We start from the raw sequence: 15468 nt of genomic DNA on the forward strand, positions 1-15468 counted from the left end.
GTCCGGGGCCCCGCCGGCGAGCGTCCGCATGCGCGCCCGCGTCGACGGTCGGCGCGCGCCGACCCTACGCGCCCGGCCCGTGGTACGCCGTGGACTACCCGCCCGTGAGGCGGCGGTTGACCTCCTCGGTCACCCGGCGGTGGAGTTCCGCCAACTGCTGCGGGGTGAGCTTCGAGAGGTCCTCGCCGGCGGGTGGGGTCGAGGTCTCGCGTTTGCGTTTCTCCTCCTCCCGCCGTTTGAGCTCCTTCTCCTCCGGCGAGCCCGGCGCCGCGTACGCACAGCGGATGAGCGTGCCGTCGGCGCTCTTGAGGCAGGTCGCCTCGCGGCCCGCGATCTGGCCCCTGCCCTCCACCCGGTAGCGGATGTTCTGCTCGCTGCCGACCGTGGCCGTCCAGGTGCTGCCGCCCGTCGGGACGATCTCGAAGACCCTGTCGTCGTTGTAGCAACAGACGTCCCGGTACTCGGCCTTGACGAGGGCGACGATCGTCTGCGGCGAGGACCAGGTCGGGTCGAGCCGGTGCACCGTCAGAGGGGCGAGCCCGCCGCCCCGGTGGCGCGTGGGCACGGTCGAGACGGCCACGACCGAACTCGCCTCGCCCTGCGGGGTGAGGGGAGTGACATAGGCACTGAGACCACTCTGGTCGCGGTAGCGGAGGGTGAACTCCGATTCGTTGCCCTCGTTGGCGCCGTCCTCGGACTCGTCCCAACCACTGCGCTCGAAGAGCCAGTCGGGGAAACTGCCGACCGCCGCCGTGGCCTCGCGCTGCCGGCTCGCCAGACTCAGCGGGTACGAGGGGCCGGGGACGGCCGTGGAGTCCTCGGCGAGGGTCAGCTCGCCGGTGCGCCCGTTGTACAGGGCCACCCCGGCGGGCCGCTCCGTGATCACGAAGAAGCCGGTCTGGCGCTTGAGCGGAACCACGACCGTGGGTGTGTCGCCCGAGCAGGTCACGTAGGCGTCCGAGGCCTCGAAGCGCACCCACCGCTTCTTCGCGGAGATCTTCCGCCCGAGGTTGTGCGTGAACCAGCCGCTGATCCGCGCGTCGGCGACGTCGGTGTCGAAGGCGCAGCGTTGCTGGTTGCGGCCGGTGCCGCCGAGGGGCACGTCCTGGACCAGCCCGACCTCGTAGCCCGCGAGCCAGCCACGTCGCTCCACGAGAGTGGAGAACCGGTCCGCGTCGGGCAGGTAGGTGACGTCCGAGATCTCACCCGTCACATCGCCCAGGTTCGGGGCGGCCTGCGCCTTGCCGACCACGTAGGGGGCGCGTGCGGTGAGTTCGGGGACGGGCTCGGCGACGATCCGCGTGCTCTCCATGTAGACGAGGTCCTGCTGGTACGAGCCGTAGACCAGCCACCCGATCGCGACGCCGAGGGCGAGGACGAGACCGACACAGCCGAGAGCCTGTACGCCCGATCCCGCCTCCTCCCGCCCCGCGGAACGCAGCCGTCGCACCAGCCACGGCAGCCCGCCGAGCCCCGCGACCAACACGGGCGGAGCCAGCCACGAAAGGATCTTCCGCCCCTCCCACACCATGATCGTGGTGTAGTACGAGGCGTACCACAGCACGAATCCCGCGAAGACCACGGCCAGTGCCACCCGCAATGCCCGACCCATCGGCGCGCCTCCCCCTGTTGCCCCGGCCTCCATTCTGCGTCCGTGCGGCGGTAGTTGGCAGGTCTGTGACCAAACCGGGGGCAGGGATTCCGGCGGCGACGCCGACGGGGTGGACCCGCGTTCCGGGTCCCGGGGTGCCCGGGTCCGTCGGGCGCCGTCAGCCCGTGGCCGTCGCCCGGTACGGACGGAAGAAGGTGCGCAGTTCCTCGGCGTACAGCTCGGGTTCCTCGAACGCCGCGAAGTGCCCGCCGCGGGCGGGCTCGGTCACGCGGACGACGTTCGTCGTGCGTTCCAGCCACGCCCGGGGCGGGCGGACGACGTCACCGCGGAAGAGGGAGAAACCGGAGGGCACCTCGACCCGGCGGGCGTGCTGCGCGAGCGGGATCGCGGCGTTCGCGCGGTACGTGCGCATCGACGAGCCGATGGTCCCGGTGAGCCAGTACACCATGACGTTCGTGAGGATCTCGTCCTTCGTGAAGCTCCGTTCGACGTCGCCGCCGCAGTCGCTCCACGCCCGGAGCTTCTCCACGATCCACGCGGCGAGCCCGGCCGGCGAGTCGGTCAGCCCGAACGCGGCGGTCTGCGGCTTCGTCCGGTGCAGGGCGGCGTAGGCGCCCTCGGCGGCGCCCCAGGCCGCGGCGTCGGCGAGCCAGGCGCGTTCCTCGGGCGCGAGGTCCGCCGGGTCGCCCATGTACAGCGGCAGCCCCGCGTCGGTGCGGTGGACGGCCACGACCCGATCGGAGTGGTCCAGCCCGAGGTAGCGGCTCACGTGGCTGCCCATGTCCCCGCCCGCCGCGCCGAACCGGGCGTAGCCGAGTACGCCCATCAGCTCGGCCCACAGACCGGCGACGGCGATGGTGTCGAGGGGGGGTCCGACGGGGCGGTCCGAGTAGCCGAACCCCGGCATGTCGGGCACGACCACGTCGAAGGCGTCCGCGGGGTCGGCGCCGTGCGCGCCGGGGTCGGTGAGGAGCGGGATGACCTTCGTGTAGCGCCAGAACGAGTCCGGCCAGCCGTGACTGAGGACCAGGGGCAGGGCGGGCCGGGACCCCTCCGGCGTCACGGCCCGGACGTGCACGAAATGGATCCCCAGCCCGCCGAGCGCGACACGGAAGTGGGGGAGCCGGGCGAGCGCCGCCTCCTGCGCGGGCCAGTCGAAGCCGTCCGCCCAGTGGGCGACGAGCCCGCGCAGGTAGTCGAGGTCGGTGCCGAGCGACCACCCGGCGTCCTCGGGTTCGTCCGGCCAACGCGTCGCCCGCAGTCGTGCGCCGAGGTCGTCGAGGGCCGCCGGGGCGGTCCGGAGGGTGAACGGCTCGGGGCGGGGAGAGGCGTCCGGCATGGGACACATCGTACGAGCCGTACCCCGCCCCGGGCCCGGATCCGCGCCCGGAGACTCGCCGAGGATCCCGCGCACCGGGTTCAGCGGCGGTGGAACACGACCTCCGGGTCGGTCGCCGTCGGTCCGTCCAGGCGCGGCGCCGGGATCCCGCGCAGGTGCAGGTCGAAGAAGTCACCGACGTACGCCCGCGTGATCTGCTGGGAACGGGTGCCCGAGAGGGGGGTCTCCGGGGGGAGTAGCCCACCTGATCGCCGAGCACGGGCCAGTCGGTGAAGCCGGGTGACCCGCGCCCGTGACGGTCAGCCGGCGTTTCGAACCGTCCAGGTGCGGCCAGTTGTCCTCCCAGGAGGTGTCGGGGAGGTCGGGCGGCAGGAGGGCGGGATCAGCCGCGAGCATGAGGAACGGGCGCGCACCGAGGCCACCTTGCGGTATCGGGGTGAAGAACGTGCCGTCCATGTTCACTCCGGCGTCCATACGCGGGTCCACGGCCATGGTGGCCGATGCCGCCGCGCCACCGATGGAGTGCCCGGCCATGCCGATGTGGCGGGAGTCGATCAGCCGGGAGTACCGCCACGCGGAGCGCGGTCCGGTGAGACGGTCCAGGACGAACGGAACGTCGCGGGCCCGCCCGTCGGAGACCCGATGCAGTGATCCGCCGGGAAAGACCTGCTCACAGGCCTTGCACGTGAGCAGGCGCCCGCCGGGGAAGACGGTGCCGTCCGACTCGTACGCGTGGTCCACCGCCGCCACGACGTACCCACGCTGGCGGCGAGTCGTTCGGGCGTGACGTGCTCGCCGAGTTGCCCCCGGTCGGTCAGCAGCGCCTTGGCCTCGGGAACGGCCAGGTACGGGGCGGGAGTTCCGGTGTGCGCGAGCGCCGGGTAGTACAGCGACAGCAGCAGTTCCCGGTCGGCCGTGGGCACCCAGGGGCCCTTGCGCTCGCGGTCCACGAGGTGCAGGGTGTCGCGGCCCACGGCGAACGCGCCGGTGGGGCAGGGGAGTTCGATGCCGGACGAGCCGCCGGCCGGGGCGGCCGCGGCCGGGCTCGCGACGGCGAGGGGTGCGGCCAGGGCCGGCCCGGCCGCCACGGCCGTCAGCGCACGAATGAGTTGGGCGCTCCGCTCGGCTCGCGGAGCCGGGAGTGTCACCCCCGCCCCGACCGCCTCGGACGCGACGGCGCTCGATGAGGGGCGCGCGGCACGGCGATGGCCCGGGAGTCCCGGGTGTCCCGGGTCCGGGTGGGGCTCCGGGCACGGACCGGCTTGCGGGCGGGGGGAATTGGCCTGTTGCCGGGCCGGGGCGCTCGGGTAGGTTTCTGGAAACATTTCCAATTTGATGGGGCTGACGTGTCAGAGCTGAGGGGGAGCGGGGCCGGACCGCTGGAGACGGGGGATCCGCGGCGGATCGGGTCCATTCCGTTGGCGGGACGACTCGGCGCCGGCGGTATGGGGCGGGTGTACCTCGGGGTCCATGACGGCCGGTACGTCGCCGTCAAACAGTTGCTGGCTTCCGTCGTGGGCGAGGACGAGGACTTCCTGCGCCGCTTCGGACACGAGTTGGACAACCTTTTGCGGCTGCCCGCCGAGGCCACCGCACCGTTGCTGGCCAGTGACCGGACCGCCCGGCCGCCGTGGTTCGCGACCGCGTACATCCCCGGGATCACGCTGAGCAAGGCCGTGGAGTCGTACGGCGGCGGACTCCCCGCCGACGCGCTGTGGCTGCTGCTGCGCGAGGCGGCCGCCGGACTGAAGTCGGTACACGGCCTCGGGATGGTGCACCGGGACCTGAAACCGTCCAACGTGATGCTGACCCTGGACGGTCTCACCCTCATCGACTTCGGCATCGCCCGGGCCGCCGAACAGAGCCAACTCACCAGAACGGGCATGGTGGTGGGCACGCCCGCCTACATGGCACCGGAACAGGCCTCGGGAAAGCGCGAGGTCAGCGGCGCCACCGACGTGTTCGCCCTGGGCTCGGTACTCGCCTTCGCGGCATCCGGCAGGCCTCCGTTCGGCGATGAGTCGGGGCACGGCGTGCTGTACCGCGTCGTCCACGAGGAACCGGAACTGGACTCCCTGCGGGAAGTGGAGCCCGACCTCGCCGACCTCGTCGCGGCCTGCCTCGACAAGGATCCCGAGGGCCGCCCCACCGCCGCCGAACTCCACGAGCGCGCCGCGCGTCGGGGCCCGGCGGCCGAGCCCTTGTGGCCCGCGGCCGTCACGGCGAGCCTGCGGGAGCGGGCCGCCTTCGCCGCGGGCGTGCCGGAGATCGACGTACCGACGCTGCCGCTCACCGGCCGGGATCCCCAGCCGTCGACGGACCCGGCGCCCGAGGCAGGCGGGGAGCCCGCCCCGAAGGCCGGTGCGGAGCCGGACGCGAAACCCGCGCCCGAGGTGGTGCCCGAGGTCGTACCCGTGCCCGGGCCCGTACCCGGGACCGGCGCCGAGGCCGAGGCCGAGGCCGCGAAGGGGCGGCAGCGGTCCGAGCGGCCGCGGCGCCGCACCCGGGTCCTGCTCGCCGTCATCCCCGTCGTCGTGGTCGCGGGGGGCACGACGCTGGTCATCCAGAACCTGCCGTACACGTCCACGCCGCAGGCCGGCGCGCGGGGCGAGCAGTCCGCCCCCGCCGCGGTGCCCCCCGGCGGGAAGCCGTCGACGTCGAGCGGCGCCCCCTCCGGTCAGGCGTCCCCCGACCGGTCCCCGGCCCCGGCGAGTCCCGGCACGGACGCCAAGGACGGAGGTCAGGTGGGAGCGGGCGGACCCGTACCCGTGGGCGCCGGCGGCGCGGGGACCGGCGCGAACGCGGGCGTGGGCACGGACGCGGGCGTGGGTGCGGGGCCCGGCCCCGCGACGGGCCCGGGCCCCGGGGACGGCGCCCAGAACGGCGCCGGAGGCTCCGCGAACGGTGGCAACCCCGGCGGCGCCGGCAGCCCCCGCCCTCCCGGCGGCGGATCGTCCACCGCCCCGGTACCCCCCAAGACACCCGACTCCGGTACCTACCGCTACCGGAACGGCGACAAGGCGATGTGCATCACCCAGGTCTTCGGGGCGTCGGACTTCGGCGACTGCGCCGACTCCTCCGCGCGATGGACCGTGCGGAGCGCATCGAACGGCAGCTTCAAGCTCGTCAACCGGCAGAGCGGCCAGTGCCTGTACTCCAACGGCCTCGGCCAAGCCGTCTTCGTGGGCGACTGCGCCCAGGACATCGGCCGGCTGTGGCGCACGGGCTCGGGCGGCAGCCTCCGCAGCGAGTTCGGCGGCGGTTGCCTCGACCTCGGCATGAGCAGCGGCCTGATCACGAACACCTGCGCCGGCGAAGCGTCACAGCGCTGGACGAGGCAGGCCTAGCCCGGCCGCGAGAGGCGGCGCCCTCGACGGCCGGGCGGGGGCGGGCGGTTCAGGCCAGGAACGACAGCCGTACCGTGCGGTGGGGGTTGTCGCGGTTGGTGTCCACCAGGACCACCGACTGCCAGGTTCCCAGGGCCAGTTCGCCCCCGACCACGGGCAGCGTGGCGTGCGGGGGGACGAGGGCCGGCAGGACGTGGTCACGCCCGTGCCCCGGGGAGCCGTGCCGGTGGCGCCAGCGGTCGTCGGCGGGCAGCAGCGAGCGCAGTGCCTCCAACAGGTCGTCGTCACTGCCGGCGCCCGTCTCGATGACCGCCAGCCCGGCCGTCGCGTGCGGGGTGAACACGTTGAGCAGTCCGTCGCGACCACGGGCGGTCTCCCGCAGGAAGGCCGCGCAGGCCGAGGTCAGGTCGTGCACGGTCTCCGCGGAGCCCGTGGTCACGTCGATCGTCCGGGTGGTGAAGGTGTCTGTCACGGACCCATCCTCGCGCCCCGCGCGGCGAACCCGCGCCGCCGCCCCACCGCGTCCCGCACGCACACCCCGTCTCCCGGTGGCCTCCGCTCCTCCCGGCGGCCCGCCGGTGGGGGAAGACGGCGCCGCCGGACGGGTCGCTGATTGAGGGCGCGTATCGCGGACATCCGCTCGGTATGGCAGCGCTATGGGAACGCAAGCACCACCGGCAGGACCGGAAGGACGGCCGGCCGCCACACCGGCCCGTGGCCGCGGACGCCGACCGGGAACCGCCCCGCGCGGCCCCGCCCGGCGACCGCGTCGGGACTCCGGGCGGGCCCCGTGCGGACGGGGTGCAGCGTGAACCGCTCCGGCCGGATCCGAGCGCGGAGCGTGAACGGCTCGGGTCGCATGCGAGCGCGGAGCCTGAACGGGTCGGGCCGGATCCGAGCGTGGAGCGCGACGAGCCCGACCGGCCCACGGAGATGCCGAAGCGTGCCTGGGGCAAGGTGCTGAAGGGCACCTTCAAGGAGTTCGGCGACGACGAACTCGGCGACCGGGCCGCCGCGCTGACGTACTACGGCATCCTCGCGCTCTTCCCGGCCCTGCTCGTCCTCACCTCCCTGCTCGGGCTGGCCGGCCCGTCCACCGCGCAGCGGGCACTGGAGCAGTTGGAACAGCTCGCGCCCGCCTCCGCCCGCGAGGTGATCGCCGACGCCGTGCAACAGTTGCAGGGCCGCAGCGGTGTCGGGTCCGTGGTCGCCGTCGTCGGCCTGGTGCTGGCCGTCTGGTCCGCCTCCGGATACGTCGGTGCGTTCATCCGCGCCGCCAACGCCGTCTACGACATGCCCGAGGGGCGGCCCGTCTGGGTCGTGCTGCCGGTGCGGCTCGGCGTCACGGTCGTGCTGATGGTGATGGCCGTCGCGAGCGCCCTGATCGTCGTCTTCACCGGCGGGGTCGCCCGCCGGGCGGGTGACGTGCTGGGCCTCGGCGACACCGCGCTCACGGTCTGGTCCATCGCCAAGTGGCCCGTGCTGGTCCTGCTGGTCACGAGCATGATCGCCCTCCTGTACTGGGCGACCCCGAACGCCAAGGGCCGCGGCTTCAAGTGGATCACCCCGGGCAGCCTGCTCGCCCTGCTGATCTGGCTCGCGGCCTCGGTCGGATTCGCCGTCTACGTGGCGAACTTCGCCTCGTACAACAAGACGTACGGCACCCTCGCGGGCGTCGTCGTCTTCCTGGTCTGGCTGTGGATCACCAACCTGGCCATCCTCCTGGGCCTGGAGTTCGACGCCGAGATGTCCCGCCGGCGGGCCATCATGGGCGGCCATCCGGCCGACGAGGAGCCGTACGTGCGCCCGCGCGACACCCGCGCGTGGAGCCGGGAGGAACGGGAACGCGCCGAGCACCACCCGGAGCCGGGCGACGGGCCGGACGGGCACGCGGAAGACGCCCGGGTCTGACCGTTCGTCGGCGCGTGCGTGCCCCGAGACGGGGAAGACGCCACCCGTACGGCCCAGCCGCCTGCGCGACCACGAACGAGGCCACACGACGTACCGGGCGAGGCCACCGGCCCCCGCCCGAGCAAGGAAGGCAGATCTCCGACGATGCACCCCTCAGTCGATCCCTCACCCCACGACCAGGCCGACGACACCGCTTCCGCCTCGACGAGCGCCCTCGTGAAACAGGCGTCGGAACAACTGACCCTGCTGGTCCGCCAGGAACTGAACCTGGCCACCGCCGAGATGCGCGCGAAGGGCAAAGGCCTGGGCCTCGGCGCCGGGCTCCTCAGCGGAGCGGGACTGTTCGCCATCCTGGCCCTCCAGGGCCTCGCCGCGACCGGCATCGTCGCCCTGGCCCTCGTCCTGCCGCTGTGGGCCGCGGCCCTCATCGTCACCGGCGTCCTCGCCGTGATCGCGGCCGTCCTGGCGGCGGCCGGCAAGAAGCAGGCGGTCCGGGCGACCCCGCCCGCCCCCGAGCAGGCCATCGACAGCGTGAAGGCCGACGTGGCCGAAATCAAGGAAAGGGCACATCGATGAGCGACGACCACACCCACGCGGACAAGGACCCGGCCACCCCGGACGAGTTGCGCGAGCAGATCGAGGCGACCCGCGACGAACTGGGCCGGACCGTGGAGGCGCTGGCCGCCAAGGCGGACGTCAAGGCCCGCGCCCAGGAGAAGACCGCCGAGGTCAAGGCCGAGGCCCGGGAGAAGGCGGCCGAGGTGAAGTCGAGCGCCCAGGACAAGGCCGCCGAGCTCAAGGCCCGCGCTCACGAGAAGGCCGTCGAGGTGAAGGCGGGCGCCCAGCAGAAGGTATCGGCCGTGGTCCACGCGGCGCAGGACAGGATCCCGGAGCCCGTGGCACAGAAGGCGGCGTCCCTGACCGGTGCCGTGGAAGCCGGGATCCGTGACGTCACCCCCGATCGGGGGCGTGCGGAGGCGAGCCGGGCGGCCGAGGTCGCGCGCCGCCACCCCGCGCTCGTGGCGGCCGGGTGCGCCGTCCTCGCGTACGGCCTGGTGCGCCGCTACCGGGGACGCCGGGGGAGGTGACTCCTCGGCGCGGGCCGGCAGGTCCGGGCGCGGGCCCGCCGCCGGCTCGCCCGCGCCCCGCTGTTCTCCGATCGAGGGCCTGAGCGGCTTCGAGCCCCTCGCACGTCGCCAGCGTTCTGCGCAGCACCTCGATGCCCCGCACGATGTCCTCGCCGCGCCGCTCGACCATGCCGTCGGTGTAGAGGAGGAGCAGGTCGCCGGGCTTCAGGGAGAAGGTCGCGGTCGTGTACTCGTGGCCGGGCAGCAGACTCGTGGCCGGGCAGCAGGCCGAACAGCGGCCCCCGGTGCCCCGTGTCCGGTGCGATGGCCTCGGAACCGCGCAGCAGCAGGGGCGGCGGATGACCGGCACAGGCCCCGTCGAGGTTCCGCTCCGCGTCGATGGGCCCGATGACCGCGGTCGCCGTCTGGGCGGCCGGGCGCGCCGTCCTGCCACAGTCCGGCCCCGCGGCGCGCCGCGGCCCGCAAGGCGCTCACCTCGCGGGCGATGAGGCGCTTGAGCGTCTCCGGATCCTGAGGGACGAACGGCGTCACGGACCTTCACCGGCTCGGCCGGCAACACCTGCCGGACGCGTCCCGCACACGGCGACGGCGTGCTCCGCCCGCTCCCGCGGGCCCGCCTGCTCGGCCGTCCTCGTGCATCCGCGCCGCACCCGCTCAGCCGCCGATCTCCCCCCATGAAACATGCGGGGAGGGCGCGCCGCCCGGCGGAGTGGTCGGGGGAGCAATCGGATGATTGCGACACCACGAGCCGGGCAGGCGCTGGGATGCACGGTGAACCCACCGGCCCGGACCCAGCCCCACCGCACGAACGGCGGGATGACGCCGGAGCCCCCAACCGAAGGAAGTGAACGCGGTGCGCATCGCATTCCTGACCGCGCCCGAGGGCGTCGAGGAAGTCGAACTGACCGAGCCGTGGAAGGCCGCGCTGCAAGCCGGCTGGAACCCCCAACTCGTCTCGACGGAACCGGGACAGGTACAGGCCTTCGACCACCTCGACAAGGCCGGCAAGTTCACCGTGGACCACGTGCTCGCGGGTGACACCTCGGACGCCTTCGACGCGCTCGTGCTGCCCGGCGGCGTCGCCAACCCGGACGCGCTGCGGACCAACGAGCGCGCCGTCGGGTTCATCCGGAGCTTCTTCGACGCGGGCAAGCCCGTCGCCGCGATCTGCCACGCCCCCTGGACGTTGGTGGAGGCCGAGGTCGTACGCGGCCGCACCCTGACCTCGTGGCCCAGTCTCGCCACCGACATCCGCAACGCCGGCGGCACCTGGGTGGACGAGGAGGTCCACGTCTGCCACGCCGCCCCCGGCACGCTGGTGACCAGCCGCAAGCCCGACGACCTGGACGCCTTCTGCGCCGCCTTCGTCAAGGAGTTCGCCGCCTGATCCGCCCACGACCCCTCCCGTGCGCGGGCCGCCACGACCCTCCTCGGCCGAAGGAGGGCCGAACGAGGGCCGTGCGGGAGCCGTACGGGCGCCGCGCACGCACGGGCCGCATACGGGTCCATGCCCCGGGCAGGCGAAGGGGCATGGACTACTCCACCCCCACGCATCCCCCTCGGTTCCACGTCACCGTCGAGGGAGAGCGCTTCACCTGTGAGGAAGCCCAGGGACTGGATCCCCGGGACGGCCGCGGCGCCCCCGACGGCCGCGACCTCACGGTGACCCTGACCGGCTGTGTCCTCACCGACACCCCCGACGCCCTCTCCTGGGCCCTCGCGGAGGAAGCCGACGGACCGCGCCCCGTCTCCGTCACCATCGACGAGACCGACGCCACCGGGCGCGAGGTGCTCACCACCTGGCAGCTCACCGACGCGGCCCCGGCCCAGCTCCAAGGCGCCGAGACGAGGGAGGCGGACCACGAGGGCCGCATCCGGCGGCTCACCCTGGACGCCGCCCGGATCACCGCGGTGCCGCACGCGGCGGGAACCTCCACGACCACCCGCGTCCAGGGAGCCTCGGCACCCGCGGACAGGCGATGACGCGGTCCGCCGGGACGGCGAGCGAACGCGACGGCGAAACCCGCATCACGGTGTGGGTGGCCCTCGGCGCGAACCTGGTCATCTGCGTGGCCAAGGGCGTCGGCGGCGTCATCGCCGGCTCCCCGGCCCTGCTGTCCGAGGCGGCGCACTCCGTGGCCGACAGCCTCAACGAGGTCTTCCTGCTCGCGTCGGTCAAACGCAGCAGGCGCCCGGCGGACAAACGCCACCCCTTCGGCTACGGCAAGGAACGCTTCTTCTGGTCCCTGCTCGCGGCCGTGGGCATCTTCGTCACCGGCGGCTGCTTCTCGGTCTTCCAGGGCATCGAGGCCTTCCGTTCCGGCGGCTCCGAATCGCACAAGGGCTACGTCATCGGCCTGATCGTGCTCTTCGCGGCGCTGCTCGCCGAAGGTGCCTCGCTCGTCCGCGCCGTACGCCAGGTGCGCGGCGAGGCCCGTAAGGCCGGGCGCAGCACCACCGAGGAGATCCGCCAGGTACGGGATCCGGCCCTGCGCACCGTCCTGGCCGAGGACAGCACGGCCTGCGCCGGCGTCGTCCTCGCCATGATCGGCATGGCACTCCACATGGTGACCGGTGAGGTGGCGTACGAGGCGTGGGCCTCCATCCTGATCGGTGTGCTGCTCGTCTACGTGGCCTACACCCTGGGCAAGGGAGCCCGGGCCCAACTGATCGGCGAGGCCGCCGATCCCGCCATGCAGAGCGAGGTACGGGCCCTGCTGCGGCGCCAGCCCGAGATCGACTCCGTCACGGCGCTGCTCACCATGCAGCTCGGGCCGGATTCGGTACTGCTGGCCGCCGGCATCGACCTGACCGCCGGCTATGACAGCGAGACCGTCGAGGACGCGATGGTTCGCATCCGGGACGAGCTGAAGGCACGCTGGCCCGAGCTGGACCAGGTGTTCCTCGACGTCACCGACGCCGCGGCGGCCCGCCGCGCGGCCGAGCGCGAGGAAGCCGAACACCCGGCGGCGTGAGCCCCCGACCGCGTGGACGCGGGAGCGGGGCGAGCGGGGGATCGGGGGAGCACGGGCACGGACCCGGCCGCCGGCGCGCGTCGCGCGTCGACGGCGAAACCCGCCCGCGTGTGGTGCACTGGATCCACCGGCGCGGGAGATGAGTCTGTGGCGATGGATCGGCGGGACGACAGCCTGACCATGCTGACCGGCCTCCTGGCTGCCGGTCACCTCATGCCGATGGACCTCCTGCCGGCCAAGGTCGCCGAACACGCGGCCCGGGTCGGCTTCCGTCACGTACGGATCTACGTCGCCGACATGCAGGAGCGCGTGCTCCGGATGCTGCCCCTCCCACCCGAGGCCGGGGCGGAGCCGACGGCCGGCGCGGACGACCGCGAGATCAGGATCGAGGGCACGCTCGCCGGGCGGGCCTACCAGCACGGCGAGATCGTGCGCACGGCGGCGGACCCGCTCCACGCCCAGTGGTGGGTGCCGATGCTCAACGGCAGCGAGCGACTCGGCCTGCTGCGCCTCACCCCGGACGGGAACGGCCCGCCGGTCCGCCGCGACGCCGAGGCCCTGGCCTCCCTCATCGCCCTGCTGATCGTCACCAAGAGCGACCAGAGCGACGCGTACGCGCGACTCGTGCGGACGGCTCCGATGAACGTGGCGGCCGAGATGCAGTGGCACCTGATCCCGCCGCAGACCTACGCGGACGGCCGGGTCGTCGTCGCCGCCACGATGGAACCCGCGTACGAGATCAGCGGGGACGCCTTCGACTACGCGATGGCGGGCCCGGTCGTACACCTGTCGGTGTTCGACGCCATGGGTCACGACACGGCGGCCGGACTGGCCGCGAACCTCGCCGTCGGAGCGTGCCGCAACGCCCGCCGGCAGGGTGCGGACCTCGTGGGCATGAGCGAGCGGGTGGAGGAGATGCTGATCGAGCAGTTCCGGCGCAGCATCTACGTGACGGGCGTCCTCGCCGAGCTGGACACCCGCACCGGAGTCCTGACCTGGGTCAACCGAGGGCATCTCCCGCCGCTCCTCATCAGGGGCGGCCGCTGGGCCGGCCAACCGGCCTGCCCACCCGCCCACCCCATGGGCACCGACCTGGGGCTGCCCGTCCGCACGTGCAGGGAGCAACTGGAGCCGGGGGACTGCCTCGTCCTCTACACCGACGGCATCACGGAGGCGCGACGGCCCGGCTCCACCGAGTTCGGCCTGGCGAACTTCACCGACTTCCTGATCCGCCACCACGCCGACGGGCTGCCCCTCCCGGAGACGTTGCGGCGCCTCGTCCAGGCGGTCATGGCCCACCACGACGGACGGCTCCAGGACGACGCGACCGTGCTGTTGTGCGAGTGGTTCGGCCCCGACGCCGAACCCACACGGACGGCGGCGGCGCGCACGGGCGTGGTCCGATCCTGACTGCCCCGTGTGGGTCGTGCCTTTCAGGGCAGGCGACCCTGTGGCGGTTCCGCGTCTCTCCGGATCATCGAGGACGCCGAGGAGAAGAAGGGCCGTCACATCGATTGCGTGAAGGGGTTGTTCACATGACTGAGAACGTATGGGGTTACCGCGAGACGTCCGGCCATCTGCCCGATGTCGATCTGACGGGCTTCAAGGTCGAGGCCACGGACGGCTCCATCGGCAAGGTCGACAAGCACTCCGACGAGGTCGACTCCTCGTACATCGTGGTCGACACCGGTCCGTGGATCTTCGGCAAGGAAGTGCTCCTTCCCGCCGGCACGGTCAGTCGGATCGAGGTGGACGAGCGGCGGATCCACATCGACCGGACGAAGGAGCAGATCAAGCACGCTCCCGAGTTCATCCAGGACAAGCACCTCCAGGACGCGGACTACCACCGTCAGATCGGCGGCTACTACAACGAGCCGCGCGTCTTCTGACGGGGCCGCCTCCCGACGGGGACGGCGCACGGGGCGGGGCCGGGGCGACACCCCACATGTGGGGTGTCGCCCCGGCCCCGCCCCGTGGTGCGCCGAGTGCGGTGTGGAGTGAAGTCGTCCGGTCAGGTCTTGAGGAGTCGGTTGAAGAAGGAGCGGTAGCGCTGAAGTGCGAGCCGCAGGTCCTCCGTGGCGACCTGCTCGCCGCGGCCCCACTGGCCCTCCAACTCCTGCTTGTGGGCGGAGAAGGTCCGGGCGAGCTCCTGCATCACCTCGGCCACCAGGGTGTCCGCGGACGTCACGGCCTCCTTCGGGTCGTCGACGAAGCGCCCCTGAATCTCGGCCCACCGCTCCCGGAAGCCCTCCGTCTCCGCGCCGGCCAACAAGGGCTCGTCCCGCTCCTCCGGGCGCCCGCGTCCCTCGCCGCGCTCCGGACCCTCCCCGAGATCGTTCGGAGCCTCCTCGCCCCGTGCACCGTCCTGCGCCTCGGTGCTCTCGCTCGCCAGGGCCGTCGCCTCGCCGGGGTACACGGCCTGGCCACCGGTCGCATCCGGATGGGCGATGTTCTCCGTGGTCAGCCGGTCCTCGTCGCCCCGGCCCGCCGTGTCACCGTGTTCCCGCATGTCATCGGCCTCCTTCGCTGCTCAGCAGTTCCTCGAACAGGGCGCGGTAGTGGACCATGGCGCCGCGGAGTTCCTCCGTGGTCGCCTCGGCTCCGCTGCCGCGCAGGTTGATCTCGTGGGCCGCGCGGTAGTGCTCCAGGGTGCGGCCGTGCTCCACCGACAGGTCCCGGACCTGCCCTTGGTAGCCGTCGGCCGGGTAGCCGCGTTCGCGCATCAGGCGCGTCACCAGTTCGTCCGCCTGGGCGACCGATGCCTCGGGGCGGTCCACGAAGCGTTCCTGTACGTCGCGCCACTCGTCGGTGTACTGGGCGCGCCGCTCGGCGGGCAGCTCCTTGATGTCGAGCGTGTCGTGGCGTTGCTCGCGCGCCCGCAGCTCGCGGTCGGCCGCCCTCCGGCCGCCTTCGGCCTCGACCGTCCGGTCGTACTCGGGTCCGAACTGTTGTCGCAGGTGACGGCGGCGCGAGAAGGCCCACAACGCGGCGATCAGGGCGATCAGTACCACTGCGGCGATGATGACGATGAGCGTGGTTGTCGACATGACGGCCTCCAGACCGGGGCCTCGTCCTTCCGGCTGTAGGCGACTGCCCACGAGCACTGCGCGCAAACCACTGGCCAAGGGTGCGGGGTGGTCGGGCACGGGCCGCGCGACGAGCGGTCCGCCGGCCCGACCATCCGACTCCGGGCACC

General features: G+C 73.1%; 15 protein-coding genes and 2 pseudogenes. 9 read left to right on the forward strand and 8 right to left on the reverse strand.

Going from position 1 to position 15468, the window contains the following annotated elements; all coding sequences use genetic code 11:
* Nucleotides 1–94: 94 nt before the first annotated feature.
* The 3 genes from OG906_RS31960 to OG906_RS31970 all read right to left on the reverse strand — a co-directional run bounded on the left by OG906_RS31960 (nucleotide 95) and on the right by OG906_RS31970 (nucleotide 4039).
* Nucleotides 95–1612, reverse strand: coding sequence for a hypothetical protein (locus OG906_RS31960; RefSeq protein ID WP_329447518.1), 1518 nt, complete (start codon nucleotides 1610–1612; stop codon nucleotides 95–97).
* Nucleotides 1613–1769: 157 nt separating this feature from the next.
* Nucleotides 1770–2951 (reverse strand): epoxide hydrolase family protein, encoded by a 1182-nt coding sequence (locus OG906_RS31965; RefSeq protein WP_329447519.1) that lies wholly within the window; start codon nucleotides 2949–2951, stop codon nucleotides 1770–1772.
* Nucleotides 2952–3505: 554 nt separating this feature from the next.
* Complete coding sequence (locus tag OG906_RS31970; protein ID WP_329447520.1) at nucleotides 3506–4039, reverse strand: hypothetical protein; 534 nt, start codon at nucleotides 4037–4039, stop codon at nucleotides 3506–3508.
* Nucleotides 4040–4297: 258 nt separating this feature from the next.
* Here OG906_RS31970 and OG906_RS31975 point away from each other — a divergent pair, with 258 nt between their 5' ends.
* Nucleotides 4298–6298, forward strand: coding sequence for a serine/threonine-protein kinase (locus tag OG906_RS31975; protein WP_329447521.1), 2001 nt, complete (start codon nucleotides 4298–4300; stop codon nucleotides 6296–6298).
* A 49-nt stretch (nucleotides 6299–6347) separates the two neighbouring features.
* Here the strand turns inward: OG906_RS31975 and OG906_RS31980 are convergent, their stop codons facing one another.
* Nucleotides 6348–6770, reverse strand: coding sequence for a secondary thiamine-phosphate synthase enzyme YjbQ (locus tag OG906_RS31980; protein ID WP_329447522.1), 423 nt, complete (start codon nucleotides 6768–6770; stop codon nucleotides 6348–6350).
* 173 nt (nucleotides 6771–6943) lie between these two features.
* On the opposite strand from OG906_RS31980, the gene OG906_RS31985 reads away from it, so the two are divergent.
* The 3 genes from OG906_RS31985 (at nucleotide 6944) to OG906_RS31995 (ending at nucleotide 9297) form a co-directional block, all read left to right on the forward strand.
* Nucleotides 6944–8209: a YihY/virulence factor BrkB family protein gene (locus OG906_RS31985; RefSeq protein ID WP_443067429.1), complete on the forward strand. Its 1266-nt coding sequence runs from the start codon at nucleotides 6944–6946 to the stop codon at nucleotides 8207–8209.
* Nucleotides 8210–8353: 144 nt separating this feature from the next.
* Entirely contained in the window at nucleotides 8354–8785 is a 432-nt protein-coding gene (locus OG906_RS31990) for a phage holin family protein (protein WP_329447523.1), read from the forward strand.
* The gene (locus tag OG906_RS31995) at nucleotides 8782–9297 is read left to right on the forward strand and encodes a DUF3618 domain-containing protein (RefSeq protein WP_329447524.1); all 516 of its coding nucleotides are present in this window, start codon (nucleotides 8782–8784) and stop codon (nucleotides 9295–9297) included. The genes OG906_RS31990 and OG906_RS31995 overlap by 4 nt, the downstream gene beginning before the upstream one ends.
* Nucleotides 9298–9406: 109 nt before the next feature.
* Here OG906_RS31995 and OG906_RS32000 read toward each other — a convergent pair.
* Together OG906_RS32000 and OG906_RS32005 are read right to left on the reverse strand one after the other, a co-directional pair.
* A pseudogene (locus OG906_RS32000) lies at nucleotides 9407–9637 on the reverse strand (SpoIIE family protein phosphatase); the annotation flags it as partial.
* Nucleotides 9597–9686 (reverse strand): annotated as a pseudogene (locus OG906_RS32005) (hypothetical protein); the annotation flags it as partial. The pseudogenes OG906_RS32000 and OG906_RS32005, both read right to left, overlap by 41 nt.
* Before the next feature lie 464 nt (nucleotides 9687–10150).
* On the opposite strand from OG906_RS32005, the gene OG906_RS32010 reads away from it, so the two are divergent.
* From OG906_RS32010 to OG906_RS32030, 5 genes are all read left to right on the forward strand, one after another.
* Nucleotides 10151–10684 carry a type 1 glutamine amidotransferase domain-containing protein gene (locus OG906_RS32010; RefSeq protein WP_267797789.1) on the forward strand — a complete coding sequence of 178 codons (534 nt, stop codon included), beginning with the start codon at nucleotides 10151–10153 and terminating at the stop codon, nucleotides 10682–10684.
* A gap of 143 nt (nucleotides 10685–10827) precedes the next feature.
* On the forward strand, nucleotides 10828–11280 hold the full coding sequence (locus tag OG906_RS32015) for a hypothetical protein (RefSeq protein ID WP_329447525.1): 453 nt from the start codon (nucleotides 10828–10830) through the stop codon (nucleotides 11278–11280).
* The gene (locus tag OG906_RS32020; protein ID WP_329447526.1) at nucleotides 11277–12272 is read left to right on the forward strand and encodes a cation diffusion facilitator family transporter; all 996 of its coding nucleotides are present in this window, start codon (nucleotides 11277–11279) and stop codon (nucleotides 12270–12272) included. Before OG906_RS32015 ends, OG906_RS32020 begins: the two co-directional genes overlap by 4 nt.
* Before the next feature lie 153 nt (nucleotides 12273–12425).
* The gene (locus OG906_RS32025) at nucleotides 12426–13682 is read left to right on the forward strand and encodes a PP2C family protein-serine/threonine phosphatase (RefSeq protein ID WP_329447527.1); all 1257 of its coding nucleotides are present in this window, start codon (nucleotides 12426–12428) and stop codon (nucleotides 13680–13682) included.
* A 125-nt stretch (nucleotides 13683–13807) separates the two neighbouring features.
* Nucleotides 13808–14161 carry a PRC-barrel domain-containing protein gene (locus OG906_RS32030; protein ID WP_267797785.1) on the forward strand — a complete coding sequence of 118 codons (354 nt, stop codon included), beginning with the start codon at nucleotides 13808–13810 and terminating at the stop codon, nucleotides 14159–14161.
* A 122-nt stretch (nucleotides 14162–14283) separates the two neighbouring features.
* On the opposite strand, the gene OG906_RS32035 is transcribed toward OG906_RS32030, so the two are convergent.
* Together OG906_RS32035 and OG906_RS32040 are read right to left on the reverse strand one after the other, a co-directional pair.
* Nucleotides 14284–14781, reverse strand: coding sequence for a hypothetical protein (locus OG906_RS32035; protein WP_329447528.1), 498 nt, complete (start codon nucleotides 14779–14781; stop codon nucleotides 14284–14286).
* Between the two features lies 1 nt (nucleotide 14782).
* Nucleotides 14783–15319 (reverse strand): hypothetical protein, encoded by a 537-nt coding sequence (locus tag OG906_RS32040; protein ID WP_329447529.1) that lies wholly within the window; start codon nucleotides 15317–15319, stop codon nucleotides 14783–14785.
* Between the last annotated feature and the right edge of the window lie 149 nt (nucleotides 15320–15468).

This window comes from Streptomyces sp. NBC_01426, assembly GCF_036231985.1.
Lineage (GTDB): Bacteria > Actinomycetota > Actinomycetes > Streptomycetales > Streptomycetaceae > Streptomyces.

Coding starts and splice junctions, on each gene's coding strand:
- OG906_RS31990 (WP_329447523.1), top strand. CDS start 8,354: ATGCACCCCTCAGTCGATCCCTCACCCCACGACCAGGCCGACGACACC.
- OG906_RS32040 (WP_329447529.1), bottom strand. CDS start 15,319: ATGTCGACAACCACGCTCATCGTCATCATCGCCGCAGTGGTACTGATC.
- OG906_RS31985 (WP_443067429.1), top strand. CDS start 6,944: ATGGCAGCGCTATGGGAACGCAAGCACCACCGGCAGGACCGGAAGGAC.
- OG906_RS31960 (WP_329447518.1), bottom strand. CDS start 1,612: ATGGGTCGGGCATTGCGGGTGGCACTGGCCGTGGTCTTCGCGGGATTC.
- OG906_RS32015 (WP_329447525.1), top strand. CDS start 10,828: ATGGACTACTCCACCCCCACGCATCCCCCTCGGTTCCACGTCACCGTC.
- OG906_RS31995 (WP_329447524.1), top strand. CDS start 8,782: ATGAGCGACGACCACACCCACGCGGACAAGGACCCGGCCACCCCGGAC.
- OG906_RS32035 (WP_329447528.1), bottom strand. CDS start 14,781: ATGCGGGAACACGGTGACACGGCGGGCCGGGGCGACGAGGACCGGCTG.
- OG906_RS31965 (WP_329447519.1), bottom strand. CDS start 2,951: ATGCCGGACGCCTCTCCCCGCCCCGAGCCGTTCACCCTCCGGACCGCC.
- OG906_RS32030 (WP_267797785.1), top strand. CDS start 13,808: ATGACTGAGAACGTATGGGGTTACCGCGAGACGTCCGGCCATCTGCCC.
- OG906_RS32025 (WP_329447527.1), top strand. CDS start 12,426: ATGGATCGGCGGGACGACAGCCTGACCATGCTGACCGGCCTCCTGGCT.
- OG906_RS32020 (WP_329447526.1), top strand. CDS start 11,277: ATGACGCGGTCCGCCGGGACGGCGAGCGAACGCGACGGCGAAACCCGC.